This is a genomic window from Amycolatopsis sp. NPDC051061 (genome assembly GCF_040682935.1).
In the GTDB taxonomy this organism is placed as follows: Bacteria; Actinomycetota; Actinomycetes; order Mycobacteriales; family Pseudonocardiaceae; genus Amycolatopsis.
Genome location: NZ_JBFBBZ010000003.1, coordinates 92894 through 115542, shown reverse-complemented (window position 1 = coordinate 115542; position 22649 = coordinate 92894). Strand labels below are relative to the sequence as shown.

Annotated in this window: 14 protein-coding genes and 1 pseudogene; 12 read left to right on the top strand and 3 right to left on the bottom strand. The window is 72.2% G+C overall.

From position 1 onward, the window contains the following. Positions 1–5: 5 nt before the first annotated feature. The gene (locus AB0N03_RS05255; protein ID WP_364365689.1) at positions 6–6782 is read right to left on the bottom strand and encodes an SDR family NAD(P)-dependent oxidoreductase; all 6777 of its coding nucleotides are present in this window, start codon (positions 6780–6782) and stop codon (positions 6–8) included. An 802-nt stretch (positions 6783–7584) separates the two neighbouring features. Between AB0N03_RS05255 and AB0N03_RS05250 the strand changes: the two genes are divergently transcribed. Both AB0N03_RS05250 and AB0N03_RS05245 read left to right on the top strand, forming a co-directional pair. Continuing rightward, positions 7585–8694 (top strand): pyridoxal-phosphate dependent enzyme, encoded by a 1110-nt coding sequence (locus AB0N03_RS05250; protein ID WP_364365686.1) that lies wholly within the window; start codon positions 7585–7587, stop codon positions 8692–8694. Then, positions 8691–9308 carry a PAS domain-containing protein gene (locus tag AB0N03_RS05245; protein ID WP_364365683.1) on the top strand — a complete coding sequence of 206 codons (618 nt, stop codon included), beginning with the start codon at positions 8691–8693 and terminating at the stop codon, positions 9306–9308. Before AB0N03_RS05250 ends, AB0N03_RS05245 begins: the two co-directional genes overlap by 4 nt. Here AB0N03_RS05245 and AB0N03_RS05240 read toward each other — a convergent pair. Beyond that, positions 9296–10399, bottom strand: a pseudogene (locus tag AB0N03_RS05240) (amino acid permease); the annotation flags it as partial. The gene AB0N03_RS05245 and the pseudogene AB0N03_RS05240 sit on opposite strands and share 13 nt — an antisense overlap. Positions 10400–10461: 62 nt before the next feature. Between AB0N03_RS05240 and AB0N03_RS05235 the strand changes: the two are divergent. The 7 genes from AB0N03_RS05235 to AB0N03_RS05205 all read left to right on the top strand — a co-directional run bounded on the left by AB0N03_RS05235 (position 10462) and on the right by AB0N03_RS05205 (position 19080). Beyond that, entirely contained in the window at positions 10462–11367 is a 906-nt protein-coding gene (locus tag AB0N03_RS05235; RefSeq protein ID WP_364365680.1) for a glutaminase, read from the top strand. Between the two features lie 67 nt (positions 11368–11434). After that, the gene (locus tag AB0N03_RS05230; RefSeq protein WP_364365677.1) at positions 11435–12439 is read left to right on the top strand and encodes a LacI family DNA-binding transcriptional regulator; all 1005 of its coding nucleotides are present in this window, start codon (positions 11435–11437) and stop codon (positions 12437–12439) included. Between the two features lie 93 nt (positions 12440–12532). Then, a complete protein-coding gene (locus AB0N03_RS05225; protein WP_364365675.1) occupies positions 12533–13810 on the top strand; it encodes an ABC transporter substrate-binding protein in 1278 nt (425 codons plus the stop codon). Then, entirely contained in the window at positions 13810–14748 is a 939-nt protein-coding gene (locus tag AB0N03_RS05220) for a sugar ABC transporter permease (RefSeq protein WP_364365672.1), read from the top strand. Before AB0N03_RS05225 ends, AB0N03_RS05220 begins: the two co-directional genes overlap by 1 nt. After that, positions 14745–15572, top strand: a complete 828-nt coding sequence (locus AB0N03_RS05215) for a carbohydrate ABC transporter permease (protein ID WP_364365669.1) — start codon at positions 14745–14747, stop codon at positions 15570–15572. Before AB0N03_RS05220 ends, AB0N03_RS05215 begins: the two co-directional genes overlap by 4 nt. A 9-nt stretch (positions 15573–15581) precedes the next feature. Beyond that, on the top strand, positions 15582–18452 hold the full coding sequence (locus tag AB0N03_RS05210; RefSeq protein ID WP_364365666.1) for a glycoside hydrolase family 2 TIM barrel-domain containing protein: 2871 nt from the start codon (positions 15582–15584) through the stop codon (positions 18450–18452). A 34-nt stretch (positions 18453–18486) separates the two neighbouring features. Further along, positions 18487–19080, top strand: a complete 594-nt coding sequence (locus AB0N03_RS05205; protein ID WP_364365663.1) for a hypothetical protein — start codon at positions 18487–18489, stop codon at positions 19078–19080. Positions 19081–19099: 19 nt separating this feature from the next. On the opposite strand, the gene AB0N03_RS05200 is transcribed toward AB0N03_RS05205, so the two are convergent. After that, the gene (locus tag AB0N03_RS05200) at positions 19100–19795 is read right to left on the bottom strand and encodes a TetR family transcriptional regulator (protein WP_364365660.1); all 696 of its coding nucleotides are present in this window, start codon (positions 19793–19795) and stop codon (positions 19100–19102) included. Positions 19796–19883: 88 nt separating this feature from the next. On the opposite strand from AB0N03_RS05200, the gene AB0N03_RS05195 reads away from it, so the two are divergent. From AB0N03_RS05195 to AB0N03_RS05185, 3 genes are all read left to right on the top strand, one after another. Further along, positions 19884–21020, top strand: a complete 1137-nt coding sequence (locus tag AB0N03_RS05195) for an FAD-dependent monooxygenase (protein ID WP_364365657.1) — start codon at positions 19884–19886, stop codon at positions 21018–21020. A gap of 144 nt (positions 21021–21164) precedes the next feature. After that, on the top strand, positions 21165–21755 hold the full coding sequence (locus tag AB0N03_RS05190; RefSeq protein ID WP_364365654.1) for a hypothetical protein: 591 nt from the start codon (positions 21165–21167) through the stop codon (positions 21753–21755). After that, positions 21752–22621 carry a hypothetical protein gene (locus AB0N03_RS05185; RefSeq protein ID WP_364365652.1) on the top strand — a complete coding sequence of 290 codons (870 nt, stop codon included), beginning with the start codon at positions 21752–21754 and terminating at the stop codon, positions 22619–22621. The genes AB0N03_RS05190 and AB0N03_RS05185 overlap by 4 nt, the downstream gene beginning before the upstream one ends. The last annotated feature ends 28 nt before the right edge of the window (positions 22622–22649 follow it).

Sequence of the window (22649 nt, the reverse complement as noted above, 5' to 3'; positions counted from 1 at the left end):
GTCCGTCACCAGCCTGAAGCGGTGTGGACGACGGCGGAGACGTCCGGACGGCCCCAGGCCAGCTCGCGCAGCAGGCCGAGGGTGCCCTCCTCCGGGTCGATCAGCTCGATCCCGCGGCGGGCGTAGTCGCGCATCAGCGCGGGGGTCACCATGCCGTCGTGGTCGCCGGTCGGCGCCCACGGTCCCCAGTGGACGGTCACCGCGCGCCCGGCCGGCCAGCGCCGGCCGAGGGTTTCGAGGGCGTCGTTGGCGGCGGCGTAGTCCGACTGGCCGCGGTTGCCCAGCGCCGCGGCGATGCTGCCGAACAGGACCACGAACTTGGGCTCGTCGGGCAGGTCGGCGGTCGCCTCCAGGAGGGTCCTGGCACCGTCCACTTTGGTGCCGTAGACGCGGGCGAACGACTCCGGCGTCTTGTCGGCGACGAGCTTGTCTTCGATCACGCCGGCCGCGTAGACGATGCCGTCGAGACGGCCGTACTCGGCGTGGATCTCCTTGACCGCGCGGTGCACGGCCTCGGCGTCGAGCATGTCGACGGACTGGTAGCGCACCGGGCTGCCGAGGGCTTCGAGCTGCCGGAGCGTCTTCCGGACTTCGCGTTCGCTCTCGATGCGCCGGACCGTCTTCTCGATCTCGGCGGGGCTCTTCAGCCCGGTTTCGATGAGCGCGGCACGCAGCGCTTTGGCGTCTTTCGCCCGCGGAAATTCGTCTTCGGCAGCCGGAACGGGCGTCCGGCCGAGGAGTTCGACGCGGCAGCGGGTCGCCGCGGCGAGGGTGCCGGCGAACCGGGCGGTGATGCCCTTGGCGCCACCGACGAGCAGGACGACGGAGCCGCGGTCCAGCCCGATCGCGGCCGCTTCGGCGGCGCCGTCGCCGGCCGGGCCCGCGCCGCTGCTGCCGAGGAGGCCGAGGCCGGTCTCGGTGAGCTCGACTCCGCGGCGAGCGTCGCCGTCTCGGAGCACCACGGGTTCACGATCCACAGTGGACAGCTCGGCGACGAACCCGGCGGCCGGTGCTCCTTCGACGACCCGGGAGAGGGTGTCCGGGTACTCGCGGGAGACGCTGCGGTAGAAGCCGCGGAGTCCCTCGGCCGGGCCGGCGGTGAGCAGCCACCGCGGACGGTGGGCGAGGGCGGCCTGGTACAGCGGGAAGGCGGCGGGCAGGACGGAGTCGCCGTCGGGGAGGTGGAGGTAGCCGTCGAAGCCGGCCCGGACGTCGTCGCCGATCTCGGCTTCGGCGCCGTGGGCGGTGAGTTCGGCGCGGACGGCGTCGGCTCGCGGGCCGGTTCCGAGGACGAGGAACCGGCGGCCGGCGATGTCGGGTGCGGTCGCGGGGGCGAGGTCGACCTCGGTCATGAGGTACCGCTTGGGCGCGACGACCACCGGCTGGGACTCGGACCGCTCCGCGGCCGGTGGCTCATCGACGCCGGGGTTCGCGCTCCCGGCGTCCAGCAGCTCGGCGATCCCGGCGGCCGTACGGGCCTTGGCGAGCTCCTCGACCTCGCCGGTACCGAGGCGGACGGTCAGCTCACCCGCGATCTCCGCACGCTTGATCGAGTCGATGCTCAGGTCGGCTTCGAGATCGAGATCCGGCTCGATCATGTCCACCGGATAGCCGGTGCGCGTCCCGATCACCTCGACCACGGTCTCCAGCACCGAGCGCCCCAATGTGGCCTTCGGTGCGTTCAACGCACCCAAGGGGCCCTTCGGTGCGTCCAACGCAACCAAGGCCACATTGGGGCGCTGGGCACCGACCAACTCGGCGATCGCGGCAGCCGTCCGGGCTTTGGCGAACTCCTCCACGTCGCCGCCGGCCAGACCGAGCCGGGACGCCAGTTCGCCCGCGATCTCCGCCCGCTTGATCGAATCCACGCTCAAGTCGGCTTCCAGATCGAGGTCCGGCTCGATCATCTCGACCGGATAGCCGGTCCGCTCGCCGATCACCTCGACGATCGTCTCCAGCACCGGCCGTTCGGCCGCGACCGGAACCGCCAGGGGAACCGGAACCGGGACTGCCTCCACCACCGGGATCGCCCGAGCCGCCGGCGTCTCGCTGCCGAGGAAGCCCAGCAGCACATCGCGCTGGGCGGCGATCATCTCGCGGCTCGTCCGCAGGAAGTCGGTGACCATCGCCTCCGAGGTCGCGGCCCCGGGCGCGGCGGGCATGCCAAGGGAAATCCGGGAAGCCGGGCGGAGCGCGCCCGCCGGGATCGTGCCGTCCGCGGTGCGGAGCAGGTGGCCGTCGACCGTCCACCCGGGACGCTTCGGCCTCGGGACGGAAGCCGCGTCCACCGCGTCGCGGCCGCGGAACAGCCAGGCCGTCTCGACCGGGACCCCGGCCACCGCCAGCTGCGCCAGCGCGCCGAGGAAGCCCGGCAGGCCGCGGCGGCCCGGCTGCTCGAACCCGATCGTCCGGTGTGGCCGGTCCCCGAGGATCGCGCCGACCTGCCCGGCCAGCACCGTACCCGGGCCGGCCTCGACGAACACCCGCGCCCCGGCCGCGTACATCGCCTCGACCTGCTCGACGAACCGGACCGGCGAACCGATCTGGGCGGCCAGCTCGTCGCGGATCTCGTCCGGGTCCACCGGGTAGGGTCCCGCGGTCCGGTTGCCGTAGACCGGGACGGCGGGCCGCACGACGCCGATCGCGTCGAGCGCCCGCCCGAACGTCTCCCCCGCCGCGGCGACCAGCGGGCTGTGGAACGCGCACGCGACCGAGATCCGCTTCGCGCCGAGCCCCGCCGCGCGCAGCTGCGAGACTGCGGCTTCGACGTCGGCGGTCGGGCCGGAGATCACCGTCTGCTCGGGCGAGTTGTGGTTGGCGAGCACGACCGCCGGCGAGGTGAGGACCGCCCGCACGGCGGCCGCCGACGCCGCGACCGCGGCCATCGCACCCGGGTCGCCGGCCGGGATGGCGTCGAGGATCGCCGCGGCCCGGGCGTGGCTGGCGTGCAGCAGCGCCTCGGGGGTGAAGGTGCCCGCCGCGGCCAGCGCCGTCAGCTCGCCGTAGCTGTGCCCGCCGACCATCGCCGGCCGCACGCCGGCGCGGGTCAGCAGCCGGAACGCGGCCAGCCCGGCGAGGCCGAGCGCGGGCTGGGCGACGCGGGTGTCGGTGACGCGGCCGGCCTGCGCCTGGCGCGCCGGCTCGCCGAACACCGCCGGGCCGAACACGACGTCGGCCGTCGCCGGGTCCAGGCGGAGGTACCGCTGCAGCTCCGGGAAGGCGACGAACAACTCGGCGAACATGCCCGGCCGCTGGCTGCCCTGGCCCGGGAACAGCATCGCGACGTCGCCCGGCTCGTCGTCACCCGCGCGATACAGCCCCGGTGCGTCACCCCCGGCGAGGGCCTGCCGCAGCTGCGCGGTCAACTCGTCCACAGTGGACGCGACGACGGCGAGCCGGACCGGCCGGCCCTGGGCTCGCAGCGACGCACTCAAGGCGAGGTCCCGCAGCCGCCACGGCTGCTGTCCGGCTGGGACTTCCGAAGCCGAAACGAGAAGGTCGCGGACCGCCGCGTCCGCGGTGAAGAGGAACACCTCGGCCGGCCACTCGTCGGCGGAGAGCGCGGGCGGGACGCTGTCGTGCGCGCCGAGCACGACGTGGAAGTTCGTGCCCCCGAAGCCGAACGCGCTGACCCCGGCGATCCGCTCGGCGGGCGGCGCGGCCCACGGCTGCGCGGCCGTCTGGAAGACGAACGGACTGGTCGAAGCGTCCCACGCGGGGTTCGGCGCCGACAGGTGCAGCGTCGGCGGCTTGACGCCGGTGTGCAGGGCCAGGGCCGTCTTGATCAGCCCGGCCAGGCCCGCGGCGCACTTGGTGTGCCCGATCTGGGACTTCACCGAGCCGATCGTGCAGCCGCCCGGCGCGGCGCCGGCCTCGGTGAAGACCTTCGTCAGCGTGCCCAGCTCGGTCCGGTCGCCGACGACGGTCCCGGTGCCGTGTGCTTCGACCAGCCCCACTCGAGCGGGCGAGACGCCGGCGTTGCGATAAGCACGGGTCAGCGCCGTGTGCTGCCCCTCGGGCCGGGGCGCGGTCAACCCCAGAGCACGCCCGTCCGAGGCCGCCCCGACGCCCTTGATCACGGCGTAGACGCGGTCGCCGTCGCGTTCGGCGTCGGCGAGCCGTTTCAGCGCGACGCAGGCGACGCCTTCGCCGAGCGCGATCCCGTCGGCCGCGCTGTCGAACGTCGCCGAGCGGCCGGTCGGCGAGAGGGCGTGCGCCGAGGCGAACAGGAGGTAGTCGTTGATGCCGTTGTGCAGGTCCGCGCCGCCGCAGAGGACGAGGTCGCTGGTGCCGGCGGTCAGCTCCTTGCAGGCGACGTCGACGGCGGTCAGCGACGACGCGCACGCGGCGTCCACGGTGTAGTTCGCGCCGCCCAGGTCGAGCCGGTTGGCGATGCGGCCGGCGATGACGTTCGCCAGGACGCCCGGGAAGGAGTCCTCGGTGATCCGCGGCAGCCGTTCGTCCAATTCGGACGGCAGCTCGCCCGCATAGGACGGGAGCACGGTCCGCAGGCTCATCGCGTTCGACAGGTCGCTGCCCGCCTCGGCCCCGAACACGACCGAGGTCCGGGCCCGGTCGAACGCGCGGTCTTCGTAACCGGCGTCCACGAGCGCGCGGTGCGCGGCCTCCAGGGCCAGCAGCTGCACCGGCTCGATGCTGGCCAGCGACGACGGCGGGATGCCGTACACGAGCGGGTCGAAGCCGATCTCGGGGAGGAATCCGCCCCAGCGCGACGGCGTCTTCTCCCCCTGGCCTTCGGGGTCGTAGTAGAGAGCGGTGTCCCAGCGCTGCGGCGGGACTTCGGTGACCGCGTCGGCGCCGGCCAGGACGTTCGCCCAGAACGACGCCAGGTCGGGCGCCTGCGGGAACATGCAGGCCATGCCGATGATCGCGATGTCCAGCGGCGCGGGCGCCGGGCGTTCCGGCGTCGCGATGCCGAAGGCGGCGGCCCGCTCACGCAGGATCGCGTTCGCACCTTCGCCGACCGCCACGTGCAGGTCGGCGATCGTGGTGACGGCCGAGCGCAGCACGGCGACCTCGCCCGCCATGAACATGCCTTCGGCGAGCTGCCGGTCTTCGCCGACGTCACGCAGTTCGGCACCGACGCGCTCGATGCCCTTGCTGGCCAGGCGAAGCCGGCCGACGTTCAGCTGTTCCAGCCGCTCCCAGGCGTCGCGGCTCGGCACGCCCCGCTCGGCGAGCTCGGCCTTGATCGCCGCGTACTCCGTCGTGAACGGGCTGCGGACGCACCGGGTGGCGTGACCCGGCGCGGTTTCGAGCAGGTCGGTGTGCTCGGCGTCGAGCAGCTCGCGCTGGAACAGCGGGAGGACGGCACCGGCGTCGACGGCTTCGCGCGTGAAGAGGTAGGCGGTGCCCATCAGCACGCCGATCGCGGCACCGCGGGCGGCCACCGGCGCGGCGAGCGCGGCGACCATCGCGGCCGACCGCTCGTCGTGGATCCCGCCCGCGAACAACAGCTGCAGGTCACCGGCCGCGGCCGCAGTGGTCAGGAGGAAGTCGTCGAGGACGCCGAGCTGCGCTTCCCACAACGGGAAACTGGTGCGGGGCCCGACGTGACCCCCGCATTCAGAGCCTTCGAAGACGAACTTGCGGGCCCCGGCTTCGAGGAACTGCTTCAGCAGTCCCGGCGACGGCACGTGCAGGAACGTCGAGATCCCGGCGCCCTCCAGCGCCGCGGCCTGCGCGGGGCGGCCGCCGGCGATGATCGCGTGCGTCGGCCGCAGCTCGCGGATCACCTCGAGCTGTGCGGCCTTGACGTCTTCGGCGGCGAACCCGAGGACACCGACGCCCCAGGGCGCGTCACCGACGGATTCGCGCGTCCGTTCCAGGACTTCGCGAGTCTGCTCCGGGCCGGACAGGGCCAGCGCGATGAACGGCAACGCCCCAGCGGCAGCGACCTCGGCGGCGAACGCGGGCTGGTCACTGACCCGCGTCATCGGTCCCTGCGCGATCGGGAGCACCGTGCCGAGCGCGCGGCTGCCCGCGCTGCCGGGCCCCAGCACCGGGGTCTCGACGCGCAGGGCGTCACCGATGGCGTCGGCCAGGCCGCGCACGGCCGCGGTCACGGTGCCCCACCGGTCGCGGAAGCGGGTGGCGAGGAAGACGTCCTGGCCGGCTTCGACCGGTTCGAACCCGTGCCGGGCGAGGCGGCGGACGCCGTCGGCGACCGTCGTTTCGGAACCGTCCGGCCCGGTCAGCGCGCGGGTGAGCGCCGACGGGAGTTCCGCCTCCGGGAGCAGGGCGAGCTGGGTGTCGACGACCACGCCGGCCGCGCCACCCGCGATCGCGGCTGCCGCGGTGTGCGGGCCGATCCCGCCCGCGGCCCACACCGGGACGTCGAGGGTTGCGAGCAGGGCCTGGAGCAGCACGAACGTGCTCAGCTCCCCGGTCCGGCCGCCGCATTCGTGACCGCGGGCGATCAGGCCGTGGGCGCCGCCGGCGACGGCCCGCGCGGCCGACGCCCGGCTGGTCACCTCGGCCAGCACCCGGCGATCCGGGAAGTCCCGCGCGGTGCACGACGAGTCCTCGGTCAGCAGGACGGTGGTCGCGGCTTCCGGCAGGTCGGCGACCGGATCGGTCAGCCGGACTCCGTAAGCCGGGACGCCCCATTCGCCCAGCAGCGCGAGCTCGTCCGCGGCGGCCGCGCCGGTGAGGTCGAGCACACCGAGCCCGCCCGCCCGCGCGGCGGCCGCGACCCCGCGCGCCGACGGCCACCGCACGGGCGACACGGCGACGACCAGGTCGGCTTTCGGGACACGCATGGGCACTCCCGCTACGCACGAATGGGTGATGGGTAACGGGGAGTACTTAAGCGGGTTCCCACGGGTTCCGTCAACAACCCACCACGAATTCGTCGTGATGGTTCAGAAAATTCGGGATGGACCAGCCGGAGGACGCAAGAATTTAACGCCGCCGTCACGTTCCGCGCGCCGGGAAGGGGCGCCGGATTGCCGTTGTGCGGCGGACAACGGCCGGCCACAGCGGCCGGACCTGCGCCTCGCGTGGCACACACCCCCAGATGGGGCAAGCCTTCTCACCCGGTGGACGCAGTGCGACTGACCACACCGGACCACGCCGTTCGGCGGTCCGAATGGTTCCCGGTCGCCCACCACAAACTGTCGTGACGATAAAACCGGTCACGACTCACCGATCGCCCGCGACGCGGAAACGGCAGAATTCCCGATTGTCGGGCGACTATTTCCCCGGCAGTTTTACCCACAGTCGAAAGTCGTACCCGAAACTCCCGCGATTACCCTGCCGGGATCGCACGAGTCCACTGTGGACTCCCTCGCGCCCCGGGTTCCGCGTGCTCAAACGGCCCACGGCGGCTCCGAGCCCCGGACGTCCCGGCCCACGGAGACACCCATCGCGACCAGCACGACTCCGGGTATTCGGCCGGGCACCATCAGTACCTCCAGTCTCCCGCGGCGATCTTCGTCAGGGATTTTCCACACTCCGGTGACAGATTTTCCTTAGAGAAAGCTGAAAGCGTTTCGCGTACCAGTCGGTAACTATAGACACATCGTCTATCCTTGGACTGTCTGTCCAGCCGTGGAGGTGGTCGTGGAGTACTGGTACGTCGACGAGCGTTCGGGGACGCGCTACCCGGGTGACCCGCTGCGGTGGCGGGGCGACGACGGCGCTCCGCTGTCCGTCGTTCCGCCGGCCGGGCTCGCTCCCGGCGACGTCGACACCGGGGTTCGGTCGCTCTGGCGGTATCGGGCCGCGCTGCCCGGCGACCTGCGGCCGGTCTCGCTCGGCGAGGGCTGTACGCCACTGGTCCCCCGGCCCTGGAGCGAGGGCGACGTGCGGTTCAAGCTCGAGTGGTTCAGCCCGACCGGCAGCTTCAAGGACCGCGGCTCCAGCGTCATGATCTCGGCGCTGGCCGGCGCCGGAGTGACGGAACTCCTGGAGGACAGCTCCGGCAACGGCGGTTCGTCGGTCGCGGCCTACAGCGCCGCCGCCGGGATCGCGGCGACCGTGCTGGCCCCCGAAGGAACGTCACCGGCGAAGGTCCTGCAGGCCCGCGCGTACGGCGCGCAGGTCGAACTGGTGCCCGGCACGCGCGACGACACCGCGGCGGAGGCCGTCCGCCGCTCGTCGCGTATGACCTACGCCAGTCACAACTGGCACCCCTTCTTCCTGCAGGGCACCAAGACGCTGGCCTACGAGCTGTGGGAGGACCTGGGCTTCCGCGCGCCGGACGCCGTCGTCACGGTGGCCGGCGCGGGGAGCATCGTGCTGGGCTGCGACCTCGGGTTCGGCGAGCTCCTGGCCGCCGGGTCGATCACGCGGCGCCCGCGCCTGCTGGTCGCGCAGCCGCGCAACTGCTCTCCCATCGACGCGGCCGTCCACGACCGGCCGGCGCCGGAGTTCGCCCCGACCGTCGCCGAGGGGACGGCCATCCGGCACCCGGTCCGGCTCCCGGAGGTCGTCGCGGCGATCCGCCGTTCGGGCGGCGACACCGCGGCGATCGGGGAAGCCGCCATCGCCGCGGCCGCCCGCCGGCTGGCGTCGCTCGGCCTCTACGCGGAGCCGACCAGCGCGACCGCCGCCGCGGCGATCGACGTCTTCCGCGAACGCGGCGCGATCCGGCCGGGCGAGACCACCGTCGTCGTCCTCACCGGCTCCGGGCTGAAGGCGCCCGACAAGCTGCGGGAGCTGATCGGATGACCGAGGACGAGCTCCTCCTGCGCGAGGCCGGGAAGATCGCGCAAGCCGTCGCCCGGATGTTCCCCGGGCTGTGCGAGGTCGTGCTGCACGACCTGCGCGACCCGGCCCACGCCGTCCGCGCGATCGAAGGCGGGCTGTCCGGGCGCGCCGTCGGCGACCCGGCGACCGAGCTGGGCCTGGCCCGGATCGCCGACCCCGGCTTCCCGGACGTGCTGCAGAACTACCCGAACCGCTTCCCCGACGGACGGCCCGCGAAGAGCACGTCGATCGGCCTCCGCAACTCCGGCGGCGAGTACGTCGCGGCGCTGTGCCTCAACCTCGACGTCTCCCTGCTCGGCTCCGCCGCCCGCGCCCTGACCCGGCTCGCCCGCGCCGACGAACCGGCCCCGCTGAGCGAGTCGCTGCGCGCCCGCACGGCCGGCGAGCTGCGCGCGCTGGTCGAGGACTACGCGACCGAGCGCGGCCACACTCCGCGCAGCCTGCCGGCGACCGGGAAGAAGGATCTGGTGCGGACGTTGAAGGAGCGCGGGTTCCTGGAGGTGAAGAACGCGGTGCCGACGCTGACCGACCTGCTCGGGATCTCGCGCGCCAGTGTCTACAACTACCTGCGTTGAGCGGAGCGGCGCTTCGAGATCACGCGCCAACCGACCGCCAGCACGAGGGCCAGCACCGGGATCGAGTAGAACGCGATCTTCTCCGCGCCGTCCGAGAAGCCCATCAGGACGACCACCAGGGCCAGGAATCCCAGCGTCGCCCAGCCCGAGTACGGCGCCCACGGCATCCAGTACGACGGCCGCTCCAGTTCGCCGCGCAGCGCGGCCTGGCGCAGGCGCATCTGGCAAAAGACGAGCGTCGCCCAGGTGGTGATCACGCCGAGCGAGGCGATCGCGATCGCGATGTCGAAGGCTTCGCTCGGCACGAGGTAGTTGAGCACCACGCCGAGCAGGTAGGCGACCGAGGTGAACAGGATGCCGCCGTAGGGCACGTGCCGGCTGCTCATCCGGCTGACGAACGACGGCGCTTCGCCCTTTTCGGCCAGCGAGCGCAGGATCCGGCCCGTGGAGTAGAGACCGGAGTTGACGCTGGAGAGCGCCGCGGTCAGCACGACCGCGTTCATGACGTCGCCGATGCCTGGGATGCCGAGCCGGCTGAACACCGTCACGAACGGGCTCTCGTCGCCGTTGTAGAACGGCCACGGCAGCAGCATCGCCAGCATCAGCACCGAGCCGACGTAGAACACGCCGATCCGCCACACCACGCCGTTGATCGCCTTCGGCAGGACCTTGCGGGCGTCCTTCGTTTCGCCGGCCGCGATGCCGACGACCTCGATGGCCGAGTAGGCGAAGACGACCGCCTGCAGCGTCATCAGCGCGATGCCGATGCCCGCCGGGAAGAATCCACTGTGGTCGGTCAGGTTGTGCACGCCGGCGGGTGTGCCGCCGATGTCGGCGCTGGTGAACACCAGGCCGAGCGCGGTGATCAGGAAGATGACGATGGCCAGCACCTTGACCACCGAGAACCAGAACTCCAGCTCGCCGAACAGCTTGACGCTCACCAGGTTCACCGCGAGCAGGACGCCGAGGGCGACCAGCGCGGTGATCCACTGCGGCACGTCCGGCAGCCACTTGTGGACGTAGATCGCGACCGCGGTGATCTCCGCGATCCCGGTCATCGCCCAGTTCACCCAGTACATCCAGCCGGAGGCGACAGGGCCGATTCGACAGGGGCGCCGCGCGTCCGGCCAGGCCCGGCTTCTAGGCTACGGCGGTGGACCTCGCGGCGCTGCTGGACCGGATCGCCGATGACGTCGCGCCCGAGGTCGGCCGCGGCGCCGTCGCGGACTACATCCCCGCCCTGGCCCGGATCGAGCCCCGCCGGTTCGGCATGGCAGTGGCCGAAGTGGACGGTGGGCTGCACGGAGTCGGCGACTGGGAGCGGCCGTTCTCGGTGCAGAGCATGTCCAAAGTGTTCACTCTGGCGCTGGTGCTCTCCCGCGGCGATGGCGTGTGGACGCGCGTCGGGCGTGAGCCGTCCGGCGACCCGTTCAATTCGCTGGTGCAGCTGGAACACGAGGACGGCATCCCGCGCAACCCGTTCATCAACGCGGGCGCGCTGGTGGTGACCGACGAGCTGGCCCGCCACGGCGACGCGGTCGACGCACTGCTGGCCTTCCTGCGCGAGGAGAGCGGCCGGCCGGACATCGGCGTCGACCCCGAGGTGGCCGCGTCGGAAGCCGGTCACGCCGACCGCAACCGCGCGCTCGCGTACTTCATGGCGTCCTACGGCAACATGCGCCACCCCGTGCCGTCGGTGCTCGACCAGTACGTCCGCCAGTGCTCGATCGCGATGAGCTGCGCGGACGTCGCGCGCTCGGCGTTGTTCCTGGCCCGCCACGGCATCCGCAACGACGGCACCCGCCTGCTGGGCCTCAGTGCAGCGAAGCGGATCAACGCGGTGATGCTGACGTGCGGCACGTACGACGCGGCGGGCGAGTTCGCCTACCGGGTCGGGCTGCCGGGCAAGAGCGGCGTCGGCGGCGGGATCGTCGCGGTGGTCCCGGGCCGGTGCGCGGTGTGCGTGTGGAGCCCGGGCTTGGACGCGCGCGGGAATTCGGTGGCGGGCGTGTCGGCGCTGGACCGCTTCACGACGCTCACCGGCTGGTCGATCTTCTGACGCACCCGCCCGGGTAGCGCCCGGGCCGCGGGCGGGCATACTCGACCACCGGAGCAGGAGGTGGACGGTGTCCTCGAGCACGGAACCCCGGCGGGTGACGATCCACGACGTCGCCCGCTCGGCCGGGGTCTCGCGGCAGACCGTGTCGCGCGCGCTGAACGACAAGGCCGAGATCGACGGCTCGACCAAGCAGCGCGTCCTCGACGCCGCCCGGGAGCTCGGGTACCGGCCGAGCCGCTTCGCGCGCGGGCTCGTCCGGCAGGACACCACCACCATCGGGCTCGTCGTGCCGGACCTGCTCAACCCCTTCTTCACCGAGGTCGCTTCCGGCGCGCTGCAGGCGGCCCGGGCCCGCGGCTGGCACGTCGTCGTCTACGACACCGCCGACGACGTCGAGCAGGAGCTCGCCACCCTGCGCGTGATCGGCAGCCAGGTCGACGCCGTCGTCGGCTACTTCAGCCGGTCCGACGAAGACCTCGACCGTTTCACCCAGGGCATCCCCGTGGTCCTGATCGGCCGCGAACCCCGCACCCCGCGGTTCAGCGGCATCTCGATCGACGGCGAGGACGGCGTCCGCGAGGCCGTCGCCCACCTCGTCGAGCGCGGCCACCGGCGGATCGGGATGCTCGACCACGACCGCCGGCCCGAGCCCAGCATCCGGCAGACCTGGTTCCTCCGGGCCGCCGCCGAACACGGCCTCGCCGTCGCGCCCGGGTGGATCACGCGCGCCGCCCAGACCGTCGACGGCGGTGGCGCGGCGCTGGCCACCCTGCTCGCCGCCCACCCCGACGTCACCGCGGTGTTCGCCTTCAACGACGTCATCGCCATCGGCGCCCTGCGCGAGGCGCGCCGGTTCGGCCTGCGCGTGCCCGACGACCTCGCCGTGATCGGCTTCGACGGTCTGGCGCTGGGCACCCTCGTCGAACCCGAACTCTCGAGCGTCGCCATCGACACCCGCGCGCTGGGCACGCTGGCCGTCGACCAGGCGGCCCGGCTCGTGACCGGGGCCGCGCCCCTCGAACCCGCCGAGCTGATCGTCCGTGCCGCGCTCCACCTGCGCGAATCCGCCTGATCCCTTGACACCCCGACCCGTCGCGAAGCACACTTCCGGGCAATCCGTGAACGTTCACGGGAGCGTTCACGGCACGCGCTCGGAGGGTCCTCGATGACGCTGACTCGACGCAGCTTCCTGACGGCGGCGGGGCTGGGCGTGGCCGCGCTCGGCTCCGCCGCTTCCTGCACCAGCCCGACGACCGCCAACCCCGGCAAGCTCACGCTCTGGTACACCAGCGGCGGCCTCGCGGACTCCGTCGTCGCCGACGCCGAGAAGCGGTTCGGCGAGCTGTACCCGTCCCAGGTCAGCGGCCAGCTCAAGCAGCGGCTGCTGGCCGCGCTCGCCGGTGAGGCGTACCTGCCGGACATCACGATGCTCGGCGACGACATCGCGTCCTACTTCGCCGACACCGCCCACTTCACCGATCTCCGGTCGCTCGGCGCGGACGCCCTGAAAGGCCAGTACCTGCCGTGGAAGTGGCAGGCCGGCACGAGCCCGGACGGCTTCCGGCTCGGCTTCCCGATCGACATCGGCCCGGCCGCCCTTTACTACCGGCACGACCTGTTCGCGCAGGCCGGCTTCCCCAGCGAACCGGACGACGTCGCCGCCGCCGTGCCGACCTGGGACGCCTACTTCGACTTCGGCCGCCGCCTGCAGGAGAAGCTGCCCGGCCGGCACCTGATCACCGACACGAAGACCGTCTACACGTACTCGATGGCGCAGGAGCCGGAGAAGTACTTCACCCGCGACAACGCCTACCTCGGCGACGCGCCGCAGGTCCGTCGCGCCTGGGACCGCGCGCTCACCGCGTTCCGGGCCGGGCTGACCGCGGGCTACGCCGGTTCGCAGGACCCGGGCAGCTCGGTCGAACGGCACGCCGCCTGGAACTCCGGCAAGGAGCTGAGCTTCGTCAACGCGTCGTGGATCGTCGGCGAGCTGAAGAAGTCGGCGCCGGGCACCGCCGGGAAGTGGCGGGTCTGCCGCGCTCCCGGTGGCGCCGGCAACCAGGGCGGGTCGTTCCTGGCGATCACGAAGTACTGCCCGCGTCCGGACCGGGCGTTCGAGGTCGTCCGCTGGCTGCTCGCACCGGAGAACCAGCCTCGCTCCTACCTCGAAGCGGGCCTGTTCCCGACCAGTCCGGCCGCGTTCACCGACCCGCGGCTGCTCGCTCCCGAGCCGTTCTTCGGCGGCCAGGCCACGATGTCCGTGCTCGGCCAAGCGGCCCGGGAAGTCAAGCCCGCCTACTTCAGCCCGTGGGACATCGCGATCAGCGACACCTACACCGACGAACTCACCAACGTCGAACTCGCCGGGAAGGACCCCGGCCAGGCGTGGGACGACGCCCGCCGGAGCGTCGAACGGCTGCTGGCCCGGCAGGGGGTGCTCTGATGGCGACGCTCACCCGTCCCGAAGCGCCGGCGCGCGTCACGACTCCCCCGAGGCGCAGACGTCTCAAGTACCTCCCGCAGTACCTGGCGATCTCGCCCTTCTTCCTCCTCTTCGCCGTCTTCGGCCTCTATCCCGTCCTCTACTCGCTGTACCTCGCGCTGCAACGCTGGGACGGTGTCGGGCCGATGAAGTTCGTCGGTCTCGGCAACTTCCGGTTCCTGGTGACCGATCCGGTGTTCTGGGACTCGATCGGCAACACGCTGGTCATCTGGGTGCTGTCGACCGTGCCGATGACCGCCCTGGCCCTGCTGATCGCCGTCGGGCTGCACTCGTCGATCCGGTTCAAGGGCGCGTTCCGGATCGCCTACTTCCTGCCGAACGTGACCTCGATCGTGGCGATGTCGCTGGTGTTCGGCTCGATCTTCAGCAGCGAGTTCGGCATCCTCAACTGGTTCCTCGGCCTGGCCGGCATCGACCCGGTCCCGTGGCTGACCGACCCGTGGGCGATCCGCGGCGCGATCTCGATCATGATCGTCTGGCGGTGGGTCGGCTACAACGCGATCATCTTCCTGGCCGGGCTGCAAGCGCTGCCGTCCGATGTGTACGAAGCCGCGCGCGTCGACGGCGCCGACCCGGTGCGGACGTTCTTCCGCATCACGCTCCCGCTGCTGCGCCCGGTGCTGCTGTTCTCGGTGGTGATGTCGGCGATCAGCGGGCTGCAGATCTTCACCGAGTCGCAGATCCTGCTCGGCAACCGCGGCGGCCCGGACGAGGCGGGGATGACGATGGTCCTGTACTTCTACGACAACGCCTTCGTCAACAGCGACTTCGGCTACGGCGCCGCGATCGCGTGGGGCATCTTCGTCGTCGTGGTCCTGTTCGCGATCCTCAACTGGCGGATCGTCCAGCGCCCCGGTTTCCTGAAGGCGGGCCGATGACCGCGACGCGAGCCGGCCGGATCGTCACCTACACGGCGCTGACGATCGGCGCGCTCGTCACGCTGTTCCCCTACTACTGGCTCGTCGTGATGGCGTCCAACACGACCGCGGACATCTACTCGTCGCCGCCGACGTGGACGTTCGGCGGCGAGTTCGTCCACAACATCGGCCAGGTGTTCGCGAAGATCGACTTCTTCGGCTCGCTGCTCAACACGCTGGTCGTCGCGATCGTGACGACGCTGCTCGTGCTGTTCTTCGACTCGCTGGCCGCGTTCACCTTCGCCAAGTACCGCTTCCCCGGCGGGAACCTGTTGTTCGGCGTGGTGCTCGCGACGTTCGTCGTGCCGACGCAGCTCTCGGCGATCCCGCAGTTCACGACCATGGCGCACCTCGGCTGGGTCGGCGACCTCAAGGCGCTGATCGTGCCGGCCGCGGCGAACGCGTTCGGCATCTTCTGGATGCGGCAGTACGCCCAGACGGCGATCCCGGACGAGCTCCTCGAAGCCGCCCGGATCGACGGCTGCGGCTTCTTCCGCACCTACCTGACCGTGGGCCTGCCGGTGCTGCGCCCGGCGCTGGCGTTCCTCGGCATCTTCACGTTCGTCAACGCCTGGAACGACTACCTCTGGCCGCTGGTCGTGCTGATCGACTCGAACCACGTGACGCTCCAGGTCGCGCTCTCGCAACTGAACGGCCTCTACGTCAAGGACTACAGCGTCGTCATGGCGGGCACGCTGGTGGCGATCGTGCCGCTGATCGTCGTCTTCGCCTTCGGGGCCCGCCACTTCGTCCGCAACATCGCCGCCGGTGCCCTCAAGGGCTGAGAGGACTCCATGTCGTACGTCGAAGATCCAGGCCCCGGCCACGGATCGGCGCCCCCGCGCGCGGCTTTCACCTCCGACGCCCCGTCGATGTCGCTGAACGGCACCTGGCGGTTCCGGCTCTCGGCGAGCGTCGCGGCCGCCCCGGACCCGGTCGAAGCCGACGACTCCACCTGGGACGAGCTGCCGGTGCCGTCGCTGTGGCAGCTGCACGGCCACGGCAAGCCCGCCTATACGAACGTGCACTACCCCTTTCCGGTCGATCCGCCGCACGTGCCGTCGGAGAACCCGACCGGCGACCACCGGCTGCGGTTCGACCTGCCCGCCGGCTGGCCGTCCGGGTCCGCGCTGCTGCGGTTCGACGGGATCGACTCGTGCGGCCGGATCTGGCTCAACGGCACGGAACTCGGCGTGACGAAGGGCAGCCGGCTGCCGACGGAGTTCGAGGTCGGGCCGCTGCTCAAGCCGCGGGACAACGTCCTCGTGGTCCGCGTGCACCAGTGGTCGGCCGGCAGCTACCTCGAGGACCAGGACATGTGGTGGCTGTCCGGGATCTTCCGGGCGGTGACGCTGCTGGCGCGGCCGACCGGCGGCATCGGCGACTACGGGGTCCGCGCGGACTACGATCACACGACCGGGCGGGGCACGGTCCGGGTCGAGACCGGCGCGGATGTCGTGCTGGACATCCCCTCGCTGGGCGTCACGGGGCATCCGGCCGGTGAGCCGCTGGAGCTGCCGGTCGAGCCCTGGAGCGCCGAGACACCGCGCCTGTACGACGTGACGCTGTCCACCGTGGCCGAACGGGTGCCGGTGCGGATCGGCTTCCGGACGGTGACGATCGAGGACGGACAGCTCAAGGTCAACGGGCGGCGGCTGTTGCTGCGTGGGGTGAACCGGCACGAGCACGACCCGCGCACCGGGCGTGTCGTCTCGCGCGAAACCGCGCTGGCCGACGTCCTGCTCATGAAGCGGCACCACGTCAACGCGGTCCGGACCAGCCACTACCCGCCGGACCCGGCGTTCCTCGAGCTGTGCGACGAATACGGCCTGTGGGTGGTCGACGAGTGCGACCTGGAGACCCACGGCTTCGGGCCGCTCGGGTGGGATCGCAACCCGAGCTCCGAGCCGATGTGGACGGACGCCTACCTGGACCGGATGCGGCGCACGGTCGAGCGGGACAAGAACCGGCCCAGCGTCATCCTCTGGTCGCTCGGCAACGAAAGCCACACCGGGGACAACCTGGCGCGGATGGCGGAGTGGGCGCGCCACCGCGACCCGACGCGGCCGGTGCACTACGAAGGCGACCAAGACTGCTCCTATGTGGACGTCCACAGTCGCATGTACGCCTCGCCGTCCGAAGTGGAGCAGGTCGGCCTCCGGGAGGACACGAACGAGCGACGCCGGAACCTGCCGTTCATCCTCTGCGAGTACGCGCACGCGATGGGCAACGGGCCCGGCGGGCTGCTGGAATACCGCGAGCTGTTCGAGCGGTACCCGAACTGCCAGGGCGGGTTCGTCTGGGAGTGGATCGACCACGGGATCGCCGTTCCGGGCCACTTCGCGTACGGCGGCGACTTCGGCGAGCCCATCCACGACGGCAACTTCGTCATCGACGGGCTGCTCTTCCCGGACCGGACACCGTCGCCGGGGTTGACGGAGCTCGCGAAGATCATCGAGCCGGTCCGGATCTCCGCGGACCCGTCCGGTGTCCGGATCGAGAACCACTACGACTTCGTCGACACCGGGCACCTGAGATTCACGTGGGTGCTCGAGGACGACGGAACCGCCGTCGCGGACGGTGTCCTCGACGTCCCGGCCGTCCACTCCGGACAGAGCGCTTCTCTCCCGCTCCCTTCACTGCCACCCACCAGCGGCGAGTCGTGGTTGACCGTTTCGGCGTCGCTGATCTCCCCGGCCCCGTGGGCGCCCGCCGGGCACGTGGTCGGCTGGGGGCAGCTATCGGTGTCGGCGGCGCCTGCCCGGCCGTTGCCGCCGGCGCGCGGGCCGGTGTTCCGCACGTCCGGGCAGCTCATCCTCGGTACCGGCGACTTCGACGCCGTGACGGGCACGCTGACGTCACTCGGCGGGCACGCGGTGCGGGGCCCCCGGCTCGACGTCTGGCGCGCGACGACCGACAACGACCGCGGGTCGTCGCCCGGACCGTCCGAGGCGTCGCAGTGGCTCGAAGCGGGCCTGCACCGGATGCAGCACCGCGTGCTCGCCGTCGACGCCGACGGGGACGAACTGGTGGTGCGCACCCGCGTCGCCCCGCCGGCGAAGCCGTTCGGGCTGTTCGCGGACTACACGTGGACGGCCTTCGACGGCGGCCTGCGGCTGCGCGTGGACGTGACCCCCGACGGCGAGTTCCCCGGCACGCTCCCCCGGCTCGGCCTGGCGATGGCGGTCCCTGGCACCTTCGGCACGGCGGAGTGGTTCGGCGGCGGCCCCGGCGAGGCGTACCCGGACAGCGGCCAGGCGGTGCGGATCGGGCGATTCTCGAGCAGTGTCGACGGCCTGCAGACGCCGTACGTCTTCCCCCAGGAGAACGGCAACCGCACGGCCGTGCGCTGGGCCCGCCTGACGGACCCGGACGGCACGGGCCTCCGCATCGACGGCGACCCGACGTTCGACTTCACGGCCCGCCGCTGGACGGCGGCGGCCCTGGAGGCGGCACGGCACACGGACGAACTGGAGTCCGGCGAGCTGGTGCACCTGACGCTGGACGTCGCGCACCACGGCCTCGGGACGGCGGCCTGCGGGCCCGGGGTGCTGCCGCGGTACCGGCTGGTGCCGCAGAAGACGTCGTTCACCCTGTTCCTGCGGCCCGTGGCGGGTGTGTCGCAAATTGAGACCCCTGGACGCTCCCGGATGCGGTGTCGTTGAAGGTCCGGACGGCCGCAGGACAGGAGCATCCCGGATGACCCCTTCCACGACGACGCCTTCGAGCGCCCGGCAGCTGGCGACACCCAGCGCGCTGGGCTTGGCCGACCTCGTCGCGATCTTCGACGACCTCCAGTTCACCCTCAAGTGCTGCGAACGGCTGGTGGCCGAGCTGGCCCACCCGCGGGTCGACGCGGTGGTCGTCGAGGCACTGTGGGTGTCGGCGCTCAACTCGTACGCGCGCTGCTTCCGCACCGGCGACCGCGGCATGGGCTTGACCATCGCCGACGTCAAGGCCACCGAGGTGCCGGGCGAGGTCGCCGAGTGGCACGCGCTGCTCGTCCGGATCCGCGACTTCTCGATCGACGGGCCGGTCAACCCGCGCGAGACCTACTCGGTGGGCGTCTCACAATCCTCGACCGGCGAGGCCGCGGGAATGGTCATCACCTCGGCGGTTCAGCCGCTGGTGGACGACGTCACGGTCCGGCAGACCGGGCGGCTGGCCTTCGAGCTGAGCCGCCTGGTGGACGAGCGCATCAAGGAGCACCAGGCGAAGGTGTTCGAGGCGGCTTCCAAGCTGACTCCCGCCCAGCTCGCGGCCTTGCCCGACATCGAAGTCGCGTCTCAGTAAGTCTCATTAATGCGTCTCATTATTCGACGCCAGGAAGGTGCCGGTAGATCGTCGCCCGGGAGACGCCGAGGGCCGTCGCGATGTCGGCCGGGGCGTGGCCCGCGTCGTAGAGGCGGCGAGCGCCTTCGATCGTCTCCGGGCTCATCACCGTCGGCCGGCCGCGGCGGGCGCGTAGCTTGACCTCGGGTTCCGGCACCGCGTACAGCCGGTCGACGCCGTCGAGGACCGCGGCGCGCAACTCGTCCGGTGGAGCGTCGGCGAACAGCACCACCGGGTCGCTGAGCATCGCGATCGCCTGCGCCGCGCGGACCTGGCCGGCCAGGTCCGCGTCCGGGCCCGCCACCAGGTGGTTCGCCTTGAGCATGCCGTCGCGGAAACGCTCGAACACCGCCTTCGACGCGGTCAGCCCGAGATCCCGCAGGTTCATCCGCAGCAGGTAGCGGTGGCCGAGCCACACGTCGAGGAGGCCTTCGATCGCCGCCGCCCGGGGATCGGCGGCGTCCGCGGCCTTCGTCATGGCCGTCTCGAGGTCGGCCAGGAGCGGTTCGGCCAGCGCCGTCACGATGTCGGCCTTGCCGGGGAAGTGGTACAGCACCGCAGTCTTGGTGACGCCGACGCGTTCGGCCAGCTCCCGGACCGACGTCGCGTGGAAGCCGCGCTCGGAGAACTCCTCGAGCGCGGCGCGCAGGATCCGGGCGCGGGTGTCGTCGGTCATCGCCCGAGCCTAGCCGCTTGCCTGACCGATGGACAGGAGCGTACGGTCGGGACTGACCGATGGTCAGGACCTTGATGGGGGTATCACCATGACCGAGCAGACCGTACTGATCTCCGGCGCGGGCGTCGCCGGGCCGACACTGGCGTACTGGCTGGCCCGCGCGGGCTTCCGGCCGACCGTGGTCGAACGCGCCGCCGGGCTGCGCTCGAGCGGCAGCCCCGTCGACGTCCGCGGGCCGGCCAGGCACGTCGCCGAGCGGATGGGCATCACCGCGAAGCTGCGCGAAGCGGCCACCACCGTGACGTCGCTGAAGTTCGTCGACGACGCGGGCCGCCGGACCGGGCGCGTCACGATGGGCGGCGACGGCGGCATCGAGCTGCCCCGCACCGACCTCGCGGCGATCCTGCACGAAGCCGCCCGGACGGACACCGAGTTCGTCTTCCACGACTCGATCACCGAGCTCCACCAGGACGACGGCGGCGTCGACGTCACGTTCGAGCGAGGTGCCCCGCGGCGCTTCGACCTGGTGCTCGGCGCGGACGGCCTGCACTCGGCCGTGCGGCGGCTGGCGTTCGGGCCGGAGCACGCGTTCGTCGAGCACATGGGCGTCTACATCGCGACGCTGCCGCTGGCCGAGCCGCCGGCCGACCGCACGGAGCTGGTGATGTACAACTCGCCCGGCCGGGCGGTCGCGGTGCACCCGGCGCGCGGCAACGGGATCGCGGCGTTCATGTTCCGCGGCGACGCCGTGCCGGGGTTCGACCACCGCGATTCGGCACTGCACAAGCGGATGCTCGCCGAGGCGTACGAGGGTGCGGGCTGGCGCGTGCCGGAGCTGCTGGAGCGCGTGCGCGAGGCGGACGACCTGTACCTGGACTCGGTGAGCCGGGTGCGGATGGACGCCTGGGCGTCGGGGCGGATCGCGCTGGCCGGCGACGCGGCGTCGTGCGTGTCGCTGTTCGGCGACGGCTCGACGCTGGCGATGGCCGGCGCGTACACCCTGGCCGAGGAGCTGGGCCGGACCCCGGGCGACGCGGCGTCGGCCTTCCGCCGGTACGAGAGCGCGCACCGGAGGCTGGTGGAATCCAAGCAGCGCACTGTCTCCACGGCCGCGGCCCTGCTGATCCCGGCGACGCGCGGCGGCCTGGCGGCCCGCAACTTCGGCACGCGGCTGCTGCCGCTGGTCACGGCCGCGCGACGGCTGGTGCCCGCCCGCGCCGCCTGACCCGGGACAAGCGCCCCAAGGTGGCCTTCGGTGCGTTCAACGCACCGAAGGGCCCCTTGGGTGCGTTGAACGCAACCAAGGCCACCTTGGGGCGCTCAGGTCAGGTCTTGCTGGTCCGGGCCCGCCACGGGCTGAACCGCGCCGGTGGAACCCGCCGCCGCGGCCCGCGCACCGGCTGAGCCGGGCCGGTGCGCCGCGCTGGTCCGGCGAACCGTGGCCACCCTGCGAACGTGCCGAGCTGGCGCGCCAGGCCGATGTGCCCACCCGACGTGCCCACTCGGCGAACGTGCCGAGCTGGCGTGCCAGGCCGATGGGCTCACCCGGCGAACGTGCCGAGCTGGCCTGCCCGCCCGGCGTGCCCGCCCGGCGAGCCACGCTTACCGGGCGAGCCGGCGTGCCCGCCCGGCCCGCGAGCCGGGGACTTCGGTCAGCTTCGGCGCGAACGCCCGTCGCCAGGCCGAAGAGGCCGCGGCGGCGAGCCGGATCGAGACCGAAGCGCAGGCGTCGCGCAACGAACGCCTGACGCTCGTGGAAGCCGACGGCAAGCGGGCGCTCGGGGAGGCGGAAGCGGCCGGTGAAGCGGCACGGCTGGCGGCGTACCGCGACCTGCCCGAGGGCGTGCTGACCGGGTTGGCACTGAAGGAGCTGGCCGGCAACCTGCCGCGGATCGACAGCCTGGTCGTGACACCGGATCTGCTCACGCCGCTGCTGACGAAGCTGGGCGTGCGGTCGTGAGCCTCGCCCCGCGCGTCGTGCTGGTGCACCGGCGCACCGAACTGGACGAGCTGCTCGCCCGGCACGGCACCCGCGGCCAGGCGGAGCTCTTCCTGCGCACGCGCGGGCGTGACCTGGCGGAGGTGACCGAGGCGGACGCCGCCGTGCGCGCGGCGCTCGCCACGGCGTCGGCGGCGATCCCCCTCGATTGGCGCCGCGGCGAGGTCGAACGGGCGGACCTCGACCGGTTCCTGTTCACCCCGGAAGACGTCGTCGTCGTGGTGGGCCAGGACGGGCTGATCGCCAACGTCGCCAAGTACCTCGACGGCCAGCCGGTGATCGGCGTCGCCCCCGGCGCGCCCGGCGTGCTGGTGCACCACCCCGCCGCCGCCGTCGCGGACCTGGTGCGGTCCACCGGCGACGTCGAGCACCGCACGATGGCCGAGCTCACCGCGGACGACGGCCAGCGGCTGCTGGCGCTGAACGAGATCTACCTGGGCCACGCCGGGCACCAGACGGCCCGCTACCGGCTGCGGGTCGGTGGCGGGCCGGCGGAACGCCAGGCGTCGTCGGGAGTCCTGGTCGGGACGGGCACCGGGGCGACCGGCTGGTGCGGGTCGGTCTGGCGGGAGCGTGGGAGCGGCCTCCGGCTGCCCGCGCCCGGCGAGGCCCGGCTGGTCTGGTTCGTGCGCGAGGCGTGGCCCTCGCCGACGACCGGAACCACGTGCACGGAAGGGGATCTGACGTCGATGCCGCTGACGGTCGAGGTCGAATCCGACCGCCTGGTCGCGTTCGGCGACGGCCTCGAAGCCGACAAGGTCGCCCTCACCCGCGGCCAGACGGCGACGTTCGTCCCCGCCGCGAAGACTGTCCGCTTGGTCCGGTGAGCGACTGGGACACAATGCGGCAACGTCG